Annotated in this window: 18 protein-coding genes; 5 read left to right on the forward strand and 13 right to left on the reverse strand. The window is 49.7% G+C overall.

Features of this window, described 5'->3' with window-relative positions:
* The first annotated feature begins 6 nt into the window (after positions 1–6).
* The gene (locus tag ACYVJM_RS21585; protein ID WP_461150311.1) at positions 7–1,038 is read left to right on the forward strand and encodes a PorP/SprF family type IX secretion system membrane protein; all 1,032 of its coding nucleotides are present in this window, start codon (positions 7–9) and stop codon (positions 1,036–1,038) included.
* Between the two features lie 59 nt (positions 1,039–1,097).
* On the opposite strand, the gene ettA is transcribed toward ACYVJM_RS21585, so the two are convergent.
* Positions 1,098–2,765: an energy-dependent translational throttle protein EttA gene (gene ettA, locus ACYVJM_RS21590; protein WP_461150312.1), complete on the reverse strand. Its 1,668-nt coding sequence runs from the start codon at positions 2,763–2,765 to the stop codon at positions 1,098–1,100.
* A 74-nt stretch (positions 2,766–2,839) separates the two neighbouring features.
* Here ettA and ACYVJM_RS21595 point away from each other — a divergent pair, with 74 nt between their 5' ends.
* From ACYVJM_RS21595 to ACYVJM_RS21610, 4 genes are all read left to right on the forward strand, one after another.
* Positions 2,840–4,117, forward strand: a complete 1,278-nt coding sequence (locus tag ACYVJM_RS21595) for a DUF349 domain-containing protein (RefSeq protein WP_461150313.1) — start codon at positions 2,840–2,842, stop codon at positions 4,115–4,117.
* 98 nt (positions 4,118–4,215) lie between these two features.
* Positions 4,216–4,491 (forward strand): hypothetical protein, encoded by a 276-nt coding sequence (locus tag ACYVJM_RS21600; RefSeq protein ID WP_461150314.1) that lies wholly within the window; start codon positions 4,216–4,218, stop codon positions 4,489–4,491.
* Positions 4,492–4,526: 35 nt separating this feature from the next.
* A complete protein-coding gene (locus tag ACYVJM_RS21605) occupies positions 4,527–4,979 on the forward strand; it encodes an NUDIX domain-containing protein (RefSeq protein WP_461150315.1) in 453 nt (150 codons plus the stop codon).
* A gap of 53 nt (positions 4,980–5,032) precedes the next feature.
* Entirely contained in the window at positions 5,033–5,485 is a 453-nt protein-coding gene (locus ACYVJM_RS21610; RefSeq protein WP_461150553.1) for a DinB family protein, read from the forward strand.
* On the opposite strand, the gene ACYVJM_RS21615 is transcribed toward ACYVJM_RS21610, so the two are convergent.
* From ACYVJM_RS21615 to ACYVJM_RS21670, 12 genes are all read right to left on the reverse strand, one after another.
* Entirely contained in the window at positions 5,448–6,839 is a 1,392-nt protein-coding gene (locus tag ACYVJM_RS21615) for a high affinity choline transporter 1 (protein WP_461150316.1), read from the reverse strand. The two genes, ACYVJM_RS21610 and ACYVJM_RS21615, sit on opposite strands and share 38 nt — an antisense overlap.
* A gap of 85 nt (positions 6,840–6,924) precedes the next feature.
* Entirely contained in the window at positions 6,925–7,311 is a 387-nt protein-coding gene (locus tag ACYVJM_RS21620) for a hypothetical protein (RefSeq protein ID WP_461150317.1), read from the reverse strand.
* A gap of 52 nt (positions 7,312–7,363) precedes the next feature.
* Positions 7,364–8,218, reverse strand: a complete 855-nt coding sequence (locus ACYVJM_RS21625; RefSeq protein ID WP_461150318.1) for an inositol oxygenase family protein — start codon at positions 8,216–8,218, stop codon at positions 7,364–7,366.
* An 81-nt stretch (positions 8,219–8,299) separates the two neighbouring features.
* Positions 8,300–9,388: a serine hydrolase domain-containing protein gene (locus ACYVJM_RS21630; RefSeq protein WP_461150319.1), complete on the reverse strand. Its 1,089-nt coding sequence runs from the start codon at positions 9,386–9,388 to the stop codon at positions 8,300–8,302.
* A gap of 5 nt (positions 9,389–9,393) precedes the next feature.
* Positions 9,394–11,031, reverse strand: coding sequence for a sodium/sugar symporter (locus tag ACYVJM_RS21635; RefSeq protein WP_461150320.1), 1,638 nt, complete (start codon positions 11,029–11,031; stop codon positions 9,394–9,396).
* Positions 11,032–11,132: 101 nt separating this feature from the next.
* The gene (accC, locus tag ACYVJM_RS21640; RefSeq protein WP_461150321.1) at positions 11,133–12,476 is read right to left on the reverse strand and encodes an acetyl-CoA carboxylase biotin carboxylase subunit; all 1,344 of its coding nucleotides are present in this window, start codon (positions 12,474–12,476) and stop codon (positions 11,133–11,135) included.
* 85 nt (positions 12,477–12,561) lie between these two features.
* Positions 12,562–13,038 carry an acetyl-CoA carboxylase biotin carboxyl carrier protein gene (accB, locus tag ACYVJM_RS21645; protein ID WP_461150322.1) on the reverse strand — a complete coding sequence of 159 codons (477 nt, stop codon included), beginning with the start codon at positions 13,036–13,038 and terminating at the stop codon, positions 12,562–12,564.
* A 92-nt stretch (positions 13,039–13,130) separates the two neighbouring features.
* Positions 13,131–13,694 (reverse strand): elongation factor P, encoded by a 564-nt coding sequence (gene efp, locus ACYVJM_RS21650; RefSeq protein WP_461150323.1) that lies wholly within the window; start codon positions 13,692–13,694, stop codon positions 13,131–13,133.
* A gap of 84 nt (positions 13,695–13,778) precedes the next feature.
* Positions 13,779–14,762: a beta-ketoacyl-ACP synthase III gene (locus tag ACYVJM_RS21655; protein WP_461150324.1), complete on the reverse strand. Its 984-nt coding sequence runs from the start codon at positions 14,760–14,762 to the stop codon at positions 13,779–13,781.
* Between the two features lie 98 nt (positions 14,763–14,860).
* On the reverse strand, positions 14,861–15,802 hold the full coding sequence (gene plsX / locus ACYVJM_RS21660; RefSeq protein WP_461150325.1) for a phosphate acyltransferase PlsX: 942 nt from the start codon (positions 15,800–15,802) through the stop codon (positions 14,861–14,863).
* A 146-nt stretch (positions 15,803–15,948) separates the two neighbouring features.
* Positions 15,949–16,143 (reverse strand): 50S ribosomal protein L32, encoded by a 195-nt coding sequence (rpmF, locus tag ACYVJM_RS21665; protein WP_012929722.1) that lies wholly within the window; start codon positions 16,141–16,143, stop codon positions 15,949–15,951.
* Positions 16,144–16,200: 57 nt separating this feature from the next.
* Positions 16,201–16,749 carry a YceD family protein gene (locus tag ACYVJM_RS21670; RefSeq protein ID WP_461150326.1) on the reverse strand — a complete coding sequence of 183 codons (549 nt, stop codon included), beginning with the start codon at positions 16,747–16,749 and terminating at the stop codon, positions 16,201–16,203.
* Positions 16,750–16,806 lie beyond the last annotated feature (57 nt).

Here is a 16,806-nt window from a genome sequence, read left to right on the forward strand (position 1 = left end):
AGCCATATGTTTAACAGATTTATACTTACAATATTGGTGCTGACCCTGAGTCGCCATGCGTTCGCTCAGGACCCTCAGTTTACACAATTTTACGCGGCTCCGTTATATCTGAACCCGGCATTTGCGGGTTCGGCACTGGCGCCACGTGTAACGGCCAACTACCGCAATCAATGGCCAGCCATTACGAATTACGTGACAACGATGGTTGGTGTGGATCACTTCATCGAAAAGTACAACAGTGGTGTCGGCTTACTAATTCAAAGCGATAATCAGGGACAGGGAAGGATTCAATCGACGGACATAGGGTTGCAATATGCTTACCAGTTTCAGGTAAGCGAATCGGCATTTGTGCGCCTTGGACTACAAGGCTCTTACGTAAACCGCAGCATCAACTACTTTGGTCTGACAACGGGCGATCAATTTACTGACCGGGGTTTCATTACGGGCAGCATCTCCGGCGATCCAACCTTGCAGGGCGGATTACCCACCAAAAAATACATGGATTTTTCGACGGGGGGCCTTTTCTACTCCGACTGGTTTTGGATTGGCGCAGCGGCCCATCATATCAACCGGCCCGAGCAGGGGTTCTTTGCCGGAGATCAGGAGCGATTACCCATGAAAACCAGCATCCAGGCCGGACTGCGCATTCCGCTGGGCGGCTTTACGGGATTGGCAGATGAAGAGGACCGGGAAATTAGTTTCTCACCCGTTCTGATGTACAAGCATCAGGGCAAATACGATCAGTTAGATATTGGGGCTTATCTAACCTACTCCCCGCTAACCTTTGGCGCTTACTACCGGGGTATTCCCTTCAAGAAATACAACCAAACGCTGAACAACCACGATGCCGTTGCCGCTCTGATTGGCTGGCGGATGGAAAAATTCTCTATTGGCTATAGCTACGATATTACTGTCTCCACGCTTGGCAACAGCGGTGGCTCACACGAGTTATCCCTCTCCTATGTGTTTGATAAGCCGGAAGCGCGTCGGGGTGGCGTAAAACGACGCAGTAAGAAGCTACCCTGTCCGAAGTTTTGATCGGTTATTTTTCAACAAAAGAGGGCAAGTGTTGATACTTGCCCTCTTTTGTTTTTTATCTACGCCAGTTTCTTATACTTGATTCGGGTTGGCGTGGCGTCGGTACCTAATCGTTTGCGCCGGTTTTCTTCATATTCCGAAAAATTACCTTCAAACCAGTACACCTGCGAGTCGCCTTCGAACGCCAGAATGTGCGTGGCAATCCGGTCCAGGAACCAGCGGTCGTGGCTGATCACGACGGCACACCCGGCAAAGTTTTCCAATCCTTCTTCCAGCGCCCGAAGTGTATTTACGTCCAGATCGTTGGTGGGCTCATCCAGCAGCAGCAGGTTAGCACCTTCTTTCAGGATCATAGCCAGATGAACGCGGTTACGCTCACCACCCGATAACATACCTATTTTCTTCTCCTGATCCGACCCGGCAAAGTTGAACCGGCTCACATACGCGCGGGCGTTCGATTGCTTACCCCCCATCATAATCCACTCGTTACCACCCGAGATTGTCTCAAAAACGGTTTTGTTTGGATCGAGGCCGTCATGCTCCTGATCGACGTACGCAACTTTTACGGTGTCGCCTACATCAAACGTCCCGGCGTCGGGCTTCTCGCGGCCGGTAATTAATTTAAAAAGCGTGGTTTTACCGGCTCCGTTGGGACCAATAATGCCAACAATACCACCTTGTGGCAGTCGGAAACCCAGGTGCTCAAACAGCAAACGATCGCCGAAGGCCTTGGCAACATCCTCCGCTTCGATCACCTTCGAACCTAGCCGTGGGCCGGCTGGAATAAAGATTTCGAGCTTATCGTCGCGCTGTTTGGCGTCTTCGTTCAGCAGTTTTTCGTAAGCACCCAGGCGGGCTTTCGATTTAGCCTGCCGGGCTTTGGGAGCCATTTTTACCCACTCCAGCTCGCGCTGGAGCGTTTTTTGCCGCTTCGACTCGGTCTTCTCCTCCTTAGCTAGGCGATTTTGCTTCTGTTCCAGCCAGGATGAGTAGTTACCTTTCCAGGGAATGCCCTCACCCCGGTCGAGTTCGAGGATCCAGCCCGCTACGTTATCCAGAAAATAACGGTCGTGAGTTACGGCAATGACCGTTCCCGAATATAGGCGCAGGTGTTCTTCGAGCCACAAAACCGACTCTGCGTCGAGGTGGTTTGTCGGTTCGTCGAGTAGCAGGACATCGGGTTGCTGAAGCAGCAAACGGCAAAGGGCCACCCGTCGTTTTTCGCCACCCGACAGGTTGTCGATCAGGGCGTCGGGCGGAGGGCAACGCAGGGCATCCATGGCCCGTTCCAGCTTCTGGTCGAGTTCCCAGCCGTTGAAATGGTCGATTTTTTCCTGCACCTCACCCTGCCGGGCAATCAGTTTATCAAAATCGGCGTCGGGATCGCCGAAGGCTTCATTAATCTCATCAAATTCTTTCAACAGATTAACCACTTCCTGAACGCCCTCTTCAACGATTTCGCGAACCGTACGGCCCGGTGTAAACTGCGGTTCCTGTTCCAGCATACCCACCGAGTAGCCGGGCGAGAAAACGACTTCGCCGGTATAATTTTTATCAATACCGGCAATGATGCGTAATAAAGTAGATTTACCAGAACCGTTAAGCCCTAAAACACCAATTTTAGCACCATAAAAGAAGGAAAGGTATATGTTCTTTAGGATTTGTCGGTTAGGCGGAATATTTTTACTCACGCCTGCCATAGAGAAAATTATGGTTTCCTGGCTCATTAATTTCTGATAGATTTGCGGTTAGCATTGATCCTCAAATTTAACCCACAGCGCAGCCTTAACCAAGCACAGTAATGGAAAACGCTTCACTGGTAGATGAATACGGTTACGTCAAAGACGGAAAGGTATTTTTGAAAGGCTACCTGAATTACGAAGACCGCCAGATTGGCGAAGTCAAACGCACCGAGCAGGAAGCGCTCGATTATTTCAAGAATCGCTTCATCATCGCTGAAAACAAAGTCAGCCAGTTAGAAAAAGATATTGAAGAAGCCCAGAACAAAGGCTCTTATCTGACAAAACTGGTACAGCTTCGCAAAAAGCTCCTTGGTTTCGACGCACTGGGCGATTTCCCACCTCTTCTAGAGCGGCTGGATGAGCAGGAAAAACTGCTGGCCGACCTGATTACGGTCAATCAGCTGAAAAACCTTGAAATAAAACGTGCCCTGATCGCCGAAGCAGAAGCTCTGGCGGATAGCACCGATTGGCGAAACACAGCCGATGCCCTTCAGGAAATCAAAGTCAAATGGATTAAAACAGGACCTGTCGACAAGACCACAGAAGCCGAAGTTGAGGGACGGTTCCAGGAGCTTCTGGATGGTTTCTTCACTCGCCGGCGTGAGTTCTTCAATGAACAAAATAAGGTTATTCAGGAACGTCTTGACAAATACGATGAACTGATTCGACTGGCGTTCCGGGCTAACCGGCTGGGCGATCTGGATGCGGCTTTTCAGGAAGTCCGTAAACTGAATAATGCCTGGAAACAGGTTGGCGAGGTACCCATTAAGAAAAGCGGCAAGCTCTACAAGCAGTTCAAGAAGGCGACGACCATGTTCTACGCCAAGTACAACGACGCGAAAGGCATCGTAATCGTACCGAAGATCGACCCGCGCATTGAACAGCAGATGAAAATGGCCGACGAAGCCGAAAAGCTGTCGAAACAGTCGGATATTTTTGCGGCAGCAGAACGCGCCAAAGTGCTGCTCAACAGCTGGAAAGAAATTCGGGTGCCATTCAAGCTTCAGGACAAAGTGGTGAACGAACGCTTCCGTGCCGCCTGCGACAAGATTTTTGAACTGAGCTACCTTGGCCGCGTACTCACCCGAAAATACCCGGCGTTTGAACTCAAAAGCCAGTCGGAGCAGATTCGCACGAAAATTCGGGAGATGGAATACCTCGTTAAGCGGGAGAAAAACGACCTTCAGTTTGCCTTGCAGGACGCCGATGGCCTCGACCCGAACAAGGACGAAGACAAGCAGATTCTGAACAAGATCAATACCCAGAAACGCAAAATCGCGATGAAAGAGACCATTCTTCGCGAGTTTCAAAAGCAATTGGAAACGGCAGGATATTGATTTTTCTTTATCATGCTGACGTCAAACAGGACAAAAAAGCGAAACGTGCCCCGATTAAAATCGGGGCACGTTTCGCTTATAGGGTTTGTTCTATTGGCATGGAAACGAACCTGATTAAGTCTGATTTTACTGTCGATGAGGCCGCTTTTAGGGCAGCTATTATTCCTGGCAAATTTGTGCGACTGGAGTACCTGACCGACCTGAATGAGTTCATTAAAGCCGACGTAACCATAAAGCAGTTGCAAAATGCTAATGGTGCTGAATCGTTGGAGTTAGCCACCGGCGATGTGATTCCTCTAGACCGTGTAGTAAGTGTTTCGGGTAATTTATCGCCCCGCTATCCCGGCTATGGTAATTACTCCTGCGATTGCTAATTTGCCGGGGTTTCCTGATTAAAGCCCAAGTTTCTATGAAAGTTCGTCCGTCTGCTCTTATCTGGCGTCAGTTTGATGGCCAGACTCAAGTCTTGTTCATGCGTTACTCTTACGGCGGGCAGGATGTTTACGCCCTACCCGGCGGCAACCCCAACCGGGGCGAAATTCTGACGGAAACGGTCATCCGGGAAATTCGGGAAGAACTGGGAATTTCGGTCGATTTAGGTGAGATGATTTTAGCGGGCGAAATGCTTCTGACCGAGCGCAACGACGATGTGTTGCATGTTGTGTTCGCAGTCCGCAATCTTCAAGGCGAACCCGTCCTGAACCCCGACGAAACCACCGCACTCGATCTTGTATGGCTGCCCGTTGCTAAGCTGGATCAGTATAATCTTTACCCAAACATTGGGGCTCGGCTTCAGCCCTGGTTCAGCAGCGCTACTTACCTGGGGTACGTGGGGCGTATCGAGCAAAAGTATTTTGAATGATAAAAACCAAAACAGGCTCAGGCTCTATGTTTATGGCTACCCCACCGAACCACATGCTTATTCAAACGTTAAAAACACTTTTCCGTCGCGACCTAACCCGCTTACGAACGGAAATAGACGCTTACAAGAACGAGGAAACTATCTGGCAGATAGAAGGCAACATTGCCAACTCAGCGGGCAATCTTTGCCTTCATCTAATTGGCAATCTAAACACCTACCTGGGAGCCGAACTTGGTAAAACAGGTTATGTTCGGCATCGGGAGCTGGAATTTTCCTTGAAAGATATACCCAAAGACGAACTGCTGGCGAAGGTTGATGAAACCATTGTGGTAGTTGATAACGTACTGGACACCATCACAGAAAGCCAGTTGAACGAAGAGTACCCCTTACTGGTCTTTAACGAAAAAACATCGACTGGCTATCTCCTGATCCATCTCGCAACGCATCTAGGCTACCATCTGGGCCAAATTAATTATCACCGGCGATTGCTGGATGTTTCGGACTAAGCAAACTCCCAATAACCATGGCGACTGTACTCGCCAGCAAGCCCCAGAGCATCGGCGAATACGCCGTATCCAGCCAAAGGCAGGTTAACCATATACCAAAGCCAACCAGCATCGAATACAGGCAACCGGTTAAGTTGGCTCGTTTCCAGTAAATACCGGCCGCTAAGGGTATAAATAATGATACGAGACTAAACGCTGATGACTCGCCCACCAGATCAAAAATGTTTGTGTCGCGCGTGGTGCTCATGCCCACACAGATGACGGTGATGACAACGACCACCCAGCGAATCGTTTGTAGCAAAGCTTTATCGCTGATGTCGGGGCGAAAAAACTTCATCACGTTCTCGCCAAAAACAGTTGCCGGGGCTAAGATAGCTCCACTCGAAACACTCAGAATAGCGGATGTTACGGCACCAAAGAACAACACCTGTAGCGGCAAACTTCCATGCCGCATAACCATATTCGGAATAATAAGCTGGTTATCTCTTGGCAAATCAGGGTGGAGCAATTTGGCACTTAGCGCAATAAATAGCGGAAGCATGGCAATGCTCATATACATTCCTGAAGCCAGGAAAGAGGCTCGAACCGCTGTTTTTTCCGTTTTGGCGGCCATCACGCGCTGAAAAACGTCCTGCTGTGGAATTGATCCCAAGCCAATTGTTATCCAGGCCGCAATGTAGGTAAGCCAGTCTTTTATGGTCGACTGGGGCAGGAAACGGAAGAATCCTTCCGGCGTTCGTTTCTCTATCGTTTCCCAGCCACCAACGTCATTCCAGAGCATAACGCCCAGCACGGCTAAAGCCAGAATGATAATAAGGTTATGGAAAAAATCAGTGACCGATATAGACCACATGCCTCCCAGCAAAGTATAAGCCATAACAATTGCTGCGCTGCCAACAATGCAGTACTCACGTGGAATGTCGGTCACCACGCTCAGTACGATACCAATGGCCACTAACTGCGCCGAAATCCAGCTAAAATAGGATGGAATAACCATAATAGCCGACAACAACTCCGCCGACCGGCCATACCGAATACGGAAGTAATCGCAGAAGGTCGTGATGTTAAGCCGGTAGAGAGGCCGGGCAAAGAAGGCTCCAACCAGAAAAAGACAGAGTGCAGAGCCGAATGGCTCTTCAACAACCGCCAGTAAGCCACCCTCAACGAACACAGCGGGTGCGCCCATGATAGTCTCTGAGCCGAACCAGGTAGCAAAGGTTACGGATGCCGCCAACAACAAAGGCAATCGCCGACCAGCCAGTACGAAATCCTGCGACGTGGTTACCCGCCGGGCAGCCCAGGCACCAACCAGCACATTAGAGAGTAAATATAGGATGATGAAAAAGAGGAGCATCGGCGGGGTGTTAACGAAGAAGGCACAATGTATGCAAATAGACGTTGCATACATTGTGCCTTCAAATTACAGGGTAAACGCCTATTTACGGCAGTTTTTCGTGCAGATAGGCGAGCACAAGCTGTAATGTCTGTTTAATTGTCCCTACATCCAGCTTGAGTTCAGCTACGTCTTGCTTGAGTCCACTGACATCCAGCTTGAGTTCAGCTACGTCCTGTTTAAGGACGCTGACATCCAGCTTAAGTTCAGACACGTCCTGTTTAAGGACGCTGACATCCAGCTTAAGTTCAGCTACGTCCTGTTTGAGAATGCTGACATCAGCTTCCAGGTTGTCAAGTCGGGCATTGACTTGCTTAAAGCCTTCAGTCATATCCCGACGGATAGCCCGAACGTCAACCGTCAGGTCAGCAACGGCCCTAGAAGTTACCTCATTTTGTTTTTCAACCTGCTCAATGCGTTCTTCCAGGTACATACAGCGTTAGTTACGATGGCTATTTTCTTTATACAAGAATAAAGAAAAATAGTTACAACCGCAATGTAGCAGGCAGGTATTTGGCGATCAGATCTTCGTAATAGGGCTTCAGTTCGCTCACGACCGGTGGCTTGGGGCTCTTCGAGTACAAATCATACGGATTGAATTTCCGTACCCATTTGAACATCTCATGGTCGTGCTCGTCCATCAGGTGATTATAGGACTCTTCGCGGTGCTGCGAATAAAATGAGTGGTACCGCATCATGTACAGAGCCGGTTCGGGCATATAGTCTTTCATGATTTGGTACAGGTATTCATCATGGCCCCACGACATGTGCACGTTGCGAAGGCCGCAGTTTGGCTCATACACGCCATATTTCGTATTGTACCGCTCATCCCGCGAATCGGGATTGTTAGCAAAATACTCGGGATAAACGATCTTGTCAGAGTGCTGGCAACCCACCGGGAAGGTATCGCCTACCACGGCCCACTGCGGTTCGCCGAACAGGCAAAGCACTTTACCCATGTCATGTACGAAGCCCGTCAGTACAAACCAGTCGGGGTGACCGTCAGCGCGGATGGCTTCGGCAGTTTGCAGCAGGTGCTGGAGCTGGTCAAGATCCGTATCGGGGTCGGAGTCATCTACGAGGGTATTCAAAAACTCCATAGCGCCCCAAACCGGCAATTCTTTTTTATCGAACTTCAGAAACTCGCGCTCCTTTTCCCGCACAAAATCGTAGGTCTGGTACGTGTGGTTCAGCCGATAAAACTCCCGGACCGTATCACGCTCTGGTGAATCATAATTCCGGTAATCTTCTTTCGATTTGTGTTCAGGCTCGGGGTAGCGGCTGATTACGTCATCTTCCCACTGATCGAGGCTGGCAAGGGGGGCGTTTTCGCTGATCATGTTCAAAATAGTTAAGAGGGCAAATTTAAAAGTTTATTGCTGTCAACCAGCAACATAGAGCAAAAGTTATGTCGAAATTTTTCACTGTGTCAGATCATCCAAAGCTAGTATATCGGCCAGCTTCGCATAACCGGATTCAGCCAGTACTTTCATAATGGCTAATGCATTCAGTTTGTTGTTCGCTTTGTTCGAAAAGCAAACCATCAAAAACTGTTCCGAGGGTATACTCACAACGTAATTATTGAAGCCACAGGTACTTCCGGAGTGAAATAGTACGGGCTTTTCGGGTTGCCGATAAAACCAGCCAGCTCCGTAAAAGCTATCGCTCGTTTGTGGAATCACCTTGCCTGTTCGTGCCAGTGCGGTCTTCAGATCGAGCAGTTTGTTGGCTTCAAGCGCATATATCCATTTCTGATAGTCGCCGGGAGATGTGTATATACCTCCATCGCCCTTAGTCGCACTCGTGACACTTTGATCCGAGAAGGTGAATTTTTCACCCTCTTTCCGATACCCCATCGCCCGGTTATTAATTGGCTTTCCAGCTTCATACACCGTAGACTGGTTCATGTGCAACGGCTGAAAAATCCGTTGACGAATGAACGATGCGAACGACTGCCCGGAAACCCGCTCGATAACCAGCGCCAGCAAACAATAAGCCGAATTACTGTACCGAAATTGCGTACCCGGCTCAAAATAGAGTGAACCCTTGTCTTTGATCAGCGTCAGCACGTCGTCATCCAGCAGTTGTGTCTGCTGCTTCGGGTTCATGACGGCTTCGTAATCAAGAATACCCGATGTGTGCGTCAGCAGATGGCGAATTTGAACTTTCTTTCCTACCAGCGGATTAAAATCCGGAAAGAAGTGGATTAGGAGATCATCGACCGATAGTTTCCCGTCTTTTTCCAGTAGCAAAATGCCCTTAGCCGTAAACTGCTTGGAAACCGACGCCATCCGGAAGCTCGTTTCGGATGTAATACGCACCTTTTTTTCGACGTTAGCCAGCCCGTAGCCGTTTTTGTAGATGGTCTTCCCGTTCACCCTGACCAGCAGGGCGGCTCCCGGCCCGGTTGGTGCGTTCATTGACTGCATGACGGAATCAAGCCGCTGCGGCACTTGCGCCATCGTCGACAGGCTTATACAGAGAAATACGACTAGCAAAACCGGTTTCATTGGCCTTACCAGAATTTGGTGTACAAAACTGCCAGGATAGCCAGAATCCCAACCGAGCCAATGATGAATGACGGTGTTACGCGAAACATCTGCTTGTCTACGATAATGCTTTTACCCGTTTTATATCCGGCGGGATCGGTGAGCGACACGACGACCATCAGAACCATGTCGATGCAGAACACAATCGTTGTCCGGTGCAGAAAGGGAATCGTGTCGACCTGCACATCGAACAAGCCCATCACTTCCGGCCAGAATTTAAGCAGGGTTGAGAAGGGAATGGTCATAATTGCCACCGTCATGGCGGCCCGGTTGGTAGCCGGTTTCCAGAAGAAACCCAGCAGGAAAATGGCGAACACCCCTGGCGTAATGAAGTTGGTGTATTCCTGAATATACTGATACACCTGATCGAGAGACCGTAGCATAGGTGCCAGTGAGATGGCCACCGCAAACGACGCGACAATAGCCCAACGTCCAACGTTGACCAGCTTCTGCTCCGAGGCCGACTTGTCAATATATTTCTTGTACAGATCGAGGGTAAAAATTGTCGAGATCGAGTTGCATTTACCCGCCAGCGAGGCCACTACAGCTGCCGTCAGAGCCGCAAAGGCCAGTCCTTTCATCCCAATTGGCAACAGATTCATGAGCACCGGGTAGGCATGGTCGGGCTTCACAACGCCCGATGCATCGGTCATGGCATTATGAAAGGGACCACTCTGGTACAAGACAAAGGCAGCGATACCGGGAATGACCACAATTACCGGAATAAACAGCTTTAAGAAAGCGGCAAACAGAATTCCGGAACGGGCCGTCTTCAAATCGGCTCCCAGCGCCCGCTGAACGATGTATTGATTACAACCCCAGTAAGACAGGTTGTTGATCCACATCCCGCCCGTTACCAGTGCCATGCCCGGCAACACCTCGTAATGCGGATGTCCTTTCGGGAAAAACATATGGAAATGGCTGTCGGCGTGTTCTTTAATCGTGACTAAGCCCGTCCAGACGCCCGATATACCCGACTCCTGCGCTACTAGCTGCAAAGCCAGATACGTGACGACCAGACCGCCGAAAATCAACACAACCACTTGAATAACGTCGGTATACCCAATCACCTTCATGCCGCCCAGGGTGATAAAAATGGCGAACAGGGCCAGTCCAATCGTGCAGGTCGTGAATGAAATTCCCACCAGCGATTCGATAGCGATTGCCCCGAGGTACAAAATGGAGGTGAGATTCACCAATACATACACCACCAGCCAGAACACCGCCAAAATGGTACTAACGGTGTCACTATACCGTTGCGCCAGAAACTGCGGCATGGTGTAAATGTGATTTCGGAGATAAATGGGAATGAAGAAAACGGCGACAATTATCAGGGTAGCCGCAGCAAACCATTCATACGAGGAGATAGCCAGTCCCATGGCAAAACCAGACCCCGCCATACCGATAAAGTGCTCGGCCGATATATTGGAGGCAATTAACGAGGCACCAATGGCCCACCAGGTCAACGACCCTTCGGCCAGAAAAAAGTCGGTTGTGTTCATCTGGGCCTGGCGTTTGCGCCGGTAAACCCAGTAGCCATACCCAACTACAATAATGAAGTAAACGAAGAAAACAATGTAATCGGCCGTAGCGAGGTGATTCATGCAGAAGTATAAAAAAACGGGATGTCTGTCACTAAAGGACAACACCCCGTTTTTTCTAATGTAAAACCGTCTAACACGGGTGGAAACTCGTCCGCGTAGAATTACAACTTACTGAAATCAAACGTTTCCAGAAAAGCTGTTGTAAACTGGCCGGACTGGAATTTAGCATCGTCCATCAGCCGGATATGAAACGGTATCGTAGTTTTAATGCCTTCGATAACAAATTCCTGCAAGGCACGCTTCATCCGCGTAATGACTTCCTCGCGCGATTGACCCGATACGATCAGCTTGGCGATCATGGAGTCGTAGTTGGGTGGAATGGTATAGCCGCTGTATACGTGGCTGTCGATCCGAACACCATGCCCACCGGGGAAGTGCAGGTTCGTGATTTTTCCGGGCGATGGCCGGAACCCGTTGGCGGGATCTTCGGCGTTGATCCGGCACTCCATGGCGAACAGTTTTGGGGTGTAGTTCCGGCCCGAAATTTCGGCACCGGCGGCCACTTTGATTTGTTCTTTGATCAGGTCGAAATCCGTTACCTCTTCGGTAATGGGGTGCTCCACCTGAATCCGGGTATTCATCTCCATGAAGTAGAAATCGCCATGCTTGTCGACCAGAAACTCAACCGTTCCGGCTCCTTCGTACCCAATAGCCTGGGCACCTTTGATAGCGGCAGCTCCCATCTTCTCCCGAAGTTCGGGGGATACGATTGGCGAGGGGGTTTCTTCAATTAGTTTCTGGTGACGGCGCTGAATCGAGCAATCCCGCTCCGACAGGTGGCAAACTTTGCCATACTGGTCGCCCACGATCTGAATTTCGATATGGCGGGGCTCTTCAACGAATTTTTCCAGATAGAGTCCATCGTTGCCAAAAGCGGCACCGGCTTCGGTACGAGCGTCGTTCCAGGCTTTTTCGAAGTCTTCTTCCGTCCGAACGATCCGCATACCGCGTCCACCACCACCGGCGGTTGCTTTCACGATAACCGGATAACCCATTTCGGCGGATAATCTCTTGCCCTGCTCTACAGACTCGAGCAGCCCGTCAGAACCAGGAATAACCGGAACACCGGCGGCTTTCATCGTGGCTTTGGCTGTCGATTTATCGCCCATTCCGTTAATCTGCTCGGCGGTAGCACCAATGAATTTGATACCATAATCGGCGCAGATCTGCGAGAATTCAGCGTTTTCGGAGAGGAACCCATAGCCGGGGTGAATGGCATCGGCACCGGTTACTTCGGCCGCCGAGATAATGCTGGGGATGCTTAGATACGATTGTTTGCTGATGGGCGGACCAATGCAAACGGCCTCATCGGCGAAACGCACGTGCAGACTATCGCGATCGGCGGTTGAGTAAACAGCCACCGTTTTGATACCCATTTCACGACACGTCCGGATAATCCGCAACGCAATTTCTCCCCGATTGGCGATTAATATTTTCTTGAACATGATTGAAAGAGCGAAAGAGTGAAAGAGCGAAAGAGCGAAGGTGCTAGAATCACGCTTTCGCTCTTTCGCTCTTTCACTCTTTCAATTAGATGGGTTCTACCAAAAACAGCGGCTGGTCGTATTCGACTGGCGTGGCGTTCTCGACGAGAATTTTCACGATACGGCCCGATACTTCCGACTCGATTTCGTTGAACAACTTCATGGCTTCAATAATACAGACCACTTTGCCTTCACTTACCGTGTCGCCAACTTCAACGAACATCGGCGACTCAGGATTAGCCGAGCGGTAGAACGTTCCGATCATCGGCGACTTGATGGTGATGTAGTTTGACGTATCTGCTTTCGGGGCGGCTGGTGCAGCAACGGGTGCCGCCGGAGCAGCTGCCGCCTGTTGAACAGAGGCTGGCGCCACGACTGCAGGGGCGGCTGGTGCTACGGCTACAGGGGCGCCGGAACCATAACGCTTGACGCTGATTTTCAGGTCAGTTGTTTCGATGTTAACCTCGTCTAAACCAGATTGCGAGATGAAGTCGATAAGTTGCTGTATGTCTTGTGTGCTCATAGTTCAGGAGTGAGAAGCGAGGAGTGAGGAGTGAGGAGCAGAGCCAGACATAGTGTCTTCTCACTCCTCGCTTCCCGCTCCTCACTCCTCGGTTATTTCACTCGTTCTACGTAATCTCGGGTACGGGTGTCTACACGAATTTTTTGGCCTGACTCAATAAAGAGGGGAACCATTATTTTGGCACCCGACTCCACTTCAACCCGCTTTTTAGGGCTGTTTGCCGTATCACCTTTGATACCCGGCTCGGCGTAAGTTACTTCCAGTTCAACGAACGGAGGCAATTCGCACGAAAGCGGTGTATCGCTGTCGGCATTTATCAAAATTTCAACTTCCTGACCTTCTTTCATCAGATCGGCACCCTCTACGATTTTTTCGTCGAGGTTGATTTGATCAAACGATTCCTGGTCCATGAAGTTAAACCCGGCTTCGTCTTTGTAAAGGTATTGGAATTTCCGACGCTCTACACGAACAGGATAAATTGTTGCCCCCGAGTTGAAGGTATTGTCAATTACCCGGCCTGTGGTGAGGCTTTTCAATTTCGTACGAACGAAAGCCGCGCCTTTGCCCGGCTTCACGTGCTGAAATTCAGTTATTTGAAAAAGGTCGTTGTTGTAATTAAGAACCAATCCGTTACGGATATCTGCGGTCGTTGCCATGTTTGAAATGTATGATGTAAGATGTAAGATGTATGATGTAGGGCTGTGGTTATATATATCCTACATCATATATCATACATAAAGTTAATAGGCCCATTTTACGTAGGCAGCCCCCCAGGTGAAACCTCCACCAAACGCTGCCAGTACCAGATTATCACCTTTGTTTAACTGCGATTCATAGTCGAACAGGCAGAGTGGAATGGTAGCGGCTGTTGTATTTCCGTATTTATGGATATTCAGCATCACTTTATCAGACTGAATACCCATCCGATGCGCTGTGGCGTCAATGATGCGCTTGTTGGCCTGGTGCGGTACCAGCCAGGCAACATCGTTGCCCGACAAGTGGTTACGCTCCATAATTTCGGCGGATACGTCGGCCATGTTTTTCACGGCAAATTTAAAGACCGACGGCCCATCCTGATACACATAATGCCAGCGTTTCTCGACCGTCTCGTGGGTGGGTGGGTAGCGGCTCCCCCCTGCTTTCTGGAACAGGTGATTCTGCCCGACGCCATCCGACTTGATGATCGTGTCCAAAATACCGAAACCATCGGAGTTGGGTTCAAGCATGACGGCCCCGGCTCCATCGCCGAACAGCACGCAGGTGGTCCGGTCGGTATAGTCCGTAATAGCTGACATTTTATCGGCCCCTACGACAATAACTTTTTTGTATTTGCCCGACTCGATAAATTGTGAGCCGATGGTAAGGGCATACAGGAAACCGGAACAGGCGGCCTGAATATCAAAGCTCCCGACATTCCGAATGCCTACCATGTCGCAAATCAGATTGGCGGTACAGGGGAAAACAAAATCGGGTGTCGTTGTTGCACAGATCAGCAGGTCGACTTCTTCGGGTTTAATAGCCAGCTTTTCGAGCAAACCTGCCACAGCTTTTGCCCCCATGTGCGACGACCCCATGCCTTCGCCTTTTAGAATATGCCGTTCTTTAATACCCGTTCGGCTGGTAATCCACTCATCATTTGTATCTACCATACGCTCCAATTCGGCATTGGTCAGTATGTAGTCTGGAACGTAGCCGTGGATTCCAGTTATGGCAGCTTTACTCATAGGAGATAGTACAATTATCAGTAAACAGTACCGTATGATCAGTTATCAGCAAATCAGCCGGGCCAATGCCGTGGACTGTAGGCCAACACTGTCCATAATTAACTGAGTGCCTGTGCAATTTTAGTGTATGCGTCGGACTCAACCTGCCGGATGGCCAGACCAATCATGTTTTTAATCGCTAACGGAGATGAAATACCATGGGCAATAATCACATTGCCGTTAACTCCCAGAATTGGACTTCCACCAACCGATTCATAGTTGGTTTTATCTAAGAACTCGTCGCTGATCCCGCGTTGGGACGCTACTTTGTAGAACGACTCGCCCAGTTTAAACATCGCATTTCCGGTAAAACCGTCGGTTATAATCACATCGGCATGTCCGCCGAAGAAATCTCCGCCTTCAATATTACCGATAAAATTGATCCGGTGATTTTCTTTCAGAAGCTGATGGGCTGCCTGCGCGACTAAAGAGCCTTTCTGCTCCTCAGAACCAATATTCATGAGTGCCACCCGCGGTTTGTCGATATTGAAGGTCGACTGGGCATAAATAGACCCTATATGTCCGAATTGAGCGAGCATTTCGGGTTTACAATCGGCATTGGCTCCAATGTCGAGCATAACGGCGTAACCGCCGGTCAATTGCGGAACAAATCCGGCAATGCACGGCCGTAGTACGCCTTCAATAGCCTTTATGCTGAACAGTGCCCCTACGTGCATGGCACCGGTGTTCCCGGCACTACAAAACGCATGGACCTTCCCTTCTTTCAAAAGTTTAAACCCAACCCCGATACTGGAATTGGGTTTCTGCGAGAGTGCCTTGGTTGGATGCTCACTCATATCAATAACATCGTCGGCGTTAACCAATTCTATATTGGCAACGGCTTCCGCAGTATGCTTCTTGATCAACTCCTGCATTATAGCCTGCTTACCAATCAGCACAATGGCTACATTATCCGGCAATTCAGCAGCGGCCATCAGGACTCCCTCTATAATAGCGTCGGGAGCGAAATCGCCACCCATTGCGTCCACTGCAATTTTCATTGACTCTGTTTGTTCAATACCCTCCAGTTAAGCTGGTTTTTTTACTAAATGCGCGTAAAAATAGGGAGGTGACAGGCAATAAAAAAGTATTTCACGTTCATCTTGGGAAAGACGTCAGCGAAATACTTTTCAAAAATGGATAAGAACTAAGCTGTTTTCGCGTAATTCTCAATGATCATTTGTCCTTTATAGAACAGATTACCTTCAAAAACGTGGGCATGATGCCGCTCGTGTACTTCGCCGGTTTGGGCGTCGGTTGAAAGCGCTACAGGCGTAGCCTTGTAATGCGTTCTGCGCTTGTCGCGCCGGGTGCTGGAGTGGCGTCGTTTGGGGTGTGCCATGTCAGTTTACAGTTGTCAGTTATTCGTTTTCGGTCGATGCCCGTAGGCCAGAACCGGTTAATTATCACTCAGTTTTCGCAAAGCGGCCCAGCGAGGATCGATATCCTTCTGGTCGTCTGCATCGTCATTACTCGTTGCGGTGTCAGAACTGTAAATGAGCTTACCGTTCTGATCGTCATTGTCCTGATCGTCCTCGTCCCGATACCGGGGGTGAAGCCGCTTCATGGGCAACGACAGGCTGATGAACTCAAAAATGTAGCGGGCTACATTAATGGTCGACGTGTTGCGCTCGATAAGCTCAATCTCGTCGCTCAGTTCTTCGTTGTGGTCGCCAAACTTCAGCAGCATTGTCTGCTTCGTATCGACCGGTTCGTCATATTCATCGAGGCTACGGTCGCACGTTTGTTCGACGGTACCTACGATGTGAAACTCCAGACGGATCATGGTTTCTGATTTTTCCAGCACCAGATGCGTCTGAACGTTGCCTGCTTTGATCAACTCCTGCTCAAGCGCAGCAAAAAACGTACTGTCCGATGTGAAATCGTACTCGTAGCGTTTGTTGTCAAGGCCGACAATGTGGATGTCGTATGCGCGTAATGGGTTCACCTCGTATCTCCTCCTCAAAAATAAGACCGCAAAGGTACGAAACGTTTGTGAATCAGG

Source organism: Spirosoma pulveris (assembly GCF_054781875.1).

Excerpts from the sequence above, each read along its gene's own strand:
- ACYVJM_RS21600 (WP_461150314.1), top strand. The coding sequence starts at position 4,216 with ATGGAAACGAACCTGATTAAGTCTGATTTTACTGTCGATGAGGCCGCT.
- accB (WP_461150322.1), bottom strand. The coding sequence starts at position 13,038 with ATGAGCACACAAGACATACAGCAACTTATCGACTTCATCTCGCAATCT.
- ACYVJM_RS21595 (WP_461150313.1), top strand. The coding sequence starts at position 2,840 with ATGGAAAACGCTTCACTGGTAGATGAATACGGTTACGTCAAAGACGGA.
- plsX (WP_461150325.1), bottom strand. The coding sequence starts at position 15,802 with ATGAAAATTGCAGTGGACGCAATGGGTGGCGATTTCGCTCCCGACGCT.
- ettA (WP_461150312.1), bottom strand. The coding sequence starts at position 2,765 with ATGAGCCAGGAAACCATAATTTTCTCTATGGCAGGCGTGAGTAAAAAT.
- ACYVJM_RS21630 (WP_461150319.1), bottom strand. The coding sequence starts at position 9,388 with ATGAAACCGGTTTTGCTAGTCGTATTTCTCTGTATAAGCCTGTCGACG.
- ACYVJM_RS21610 (WP_461150553.1), top strand. The coding sequence starts at position 5,033 with ATGCTTATTCAAACGTTAAAAACACTTTTCCGTCGCGACCTAACCCGC.
- ACYVJM_RS21635 (WP_461150320.1), bottom strand. The coding sequence starts at position 11,031 with ATGAATCACCTCGCTACGGCCGATTACATTGTTTTCTTCGTTTACTTC.
- ACYVJM_RS21605 (WP_461150315.1), top strand. The coding sequence starts at position 4,527 with ATGAAAGTTCGTCCGTCTGCTCTTATCTGGCGTCAGTTTGATGGCCAG.
- rpmF (WP_012929722.1), bottom strand. The coding sequence starts at position 16,143 with ATGGCACACCCCAAACGACGCCACTCCAGCACCCGGCGCGACAAGCGC.
- ACYVJM_RS21620 (WP_461150317.1), bottom strand. The coding sequence starts at position 7,311 with ATGTACCTGGAAGAACGCATTGAGCAGGTTGAAAAACAAAATGAGGTA.
- efp (WP_461150323.1), bottom strand. The coding sequence starts at position 13,694 with ATGGCAACGACCGCAGATATCCGTAACGGATTGGTTCTTAATTACAAC.
- ACYVJM_RS21655 (WP_461150324.1), bottom strand. The coding sequence starts at position 14,762 with ATGAGTAAAGCTGCCATAACTGGAATCCACGGCTACGTTCCAGACTAC.
- accC (WP_461150321.1), bottom strand. The coding sequence starts at position 12,476 with ATGTTCAAGAAAATATTAATCGCCAATCGGGGAGAAATTGCGTTGCGG.
- ACYVJM_RS21615 (WP_461150316.1), bottom strand. The coding sequence starts at position 6,839 with ATGCTCCTCTTTTTCATCATCCTATATTTACTCTCTAATGTGCTGGTT.
- ACYVJM_RS21585 (WP_461150311.1), top strand. The coding sequence starts at position 7 with ATGTTTAACAGATTTATACTTACAATATTGGTGCTGACCCTGAGTCGC.
- ACYVJM_RS21625 (WP_461150318.1), bottom strand. The coding sequence starts at position 8,218 with ATGATCAGCGAAAACGCCCCCCTTGCCAGCCTCGATCAGTGGGAAGAT.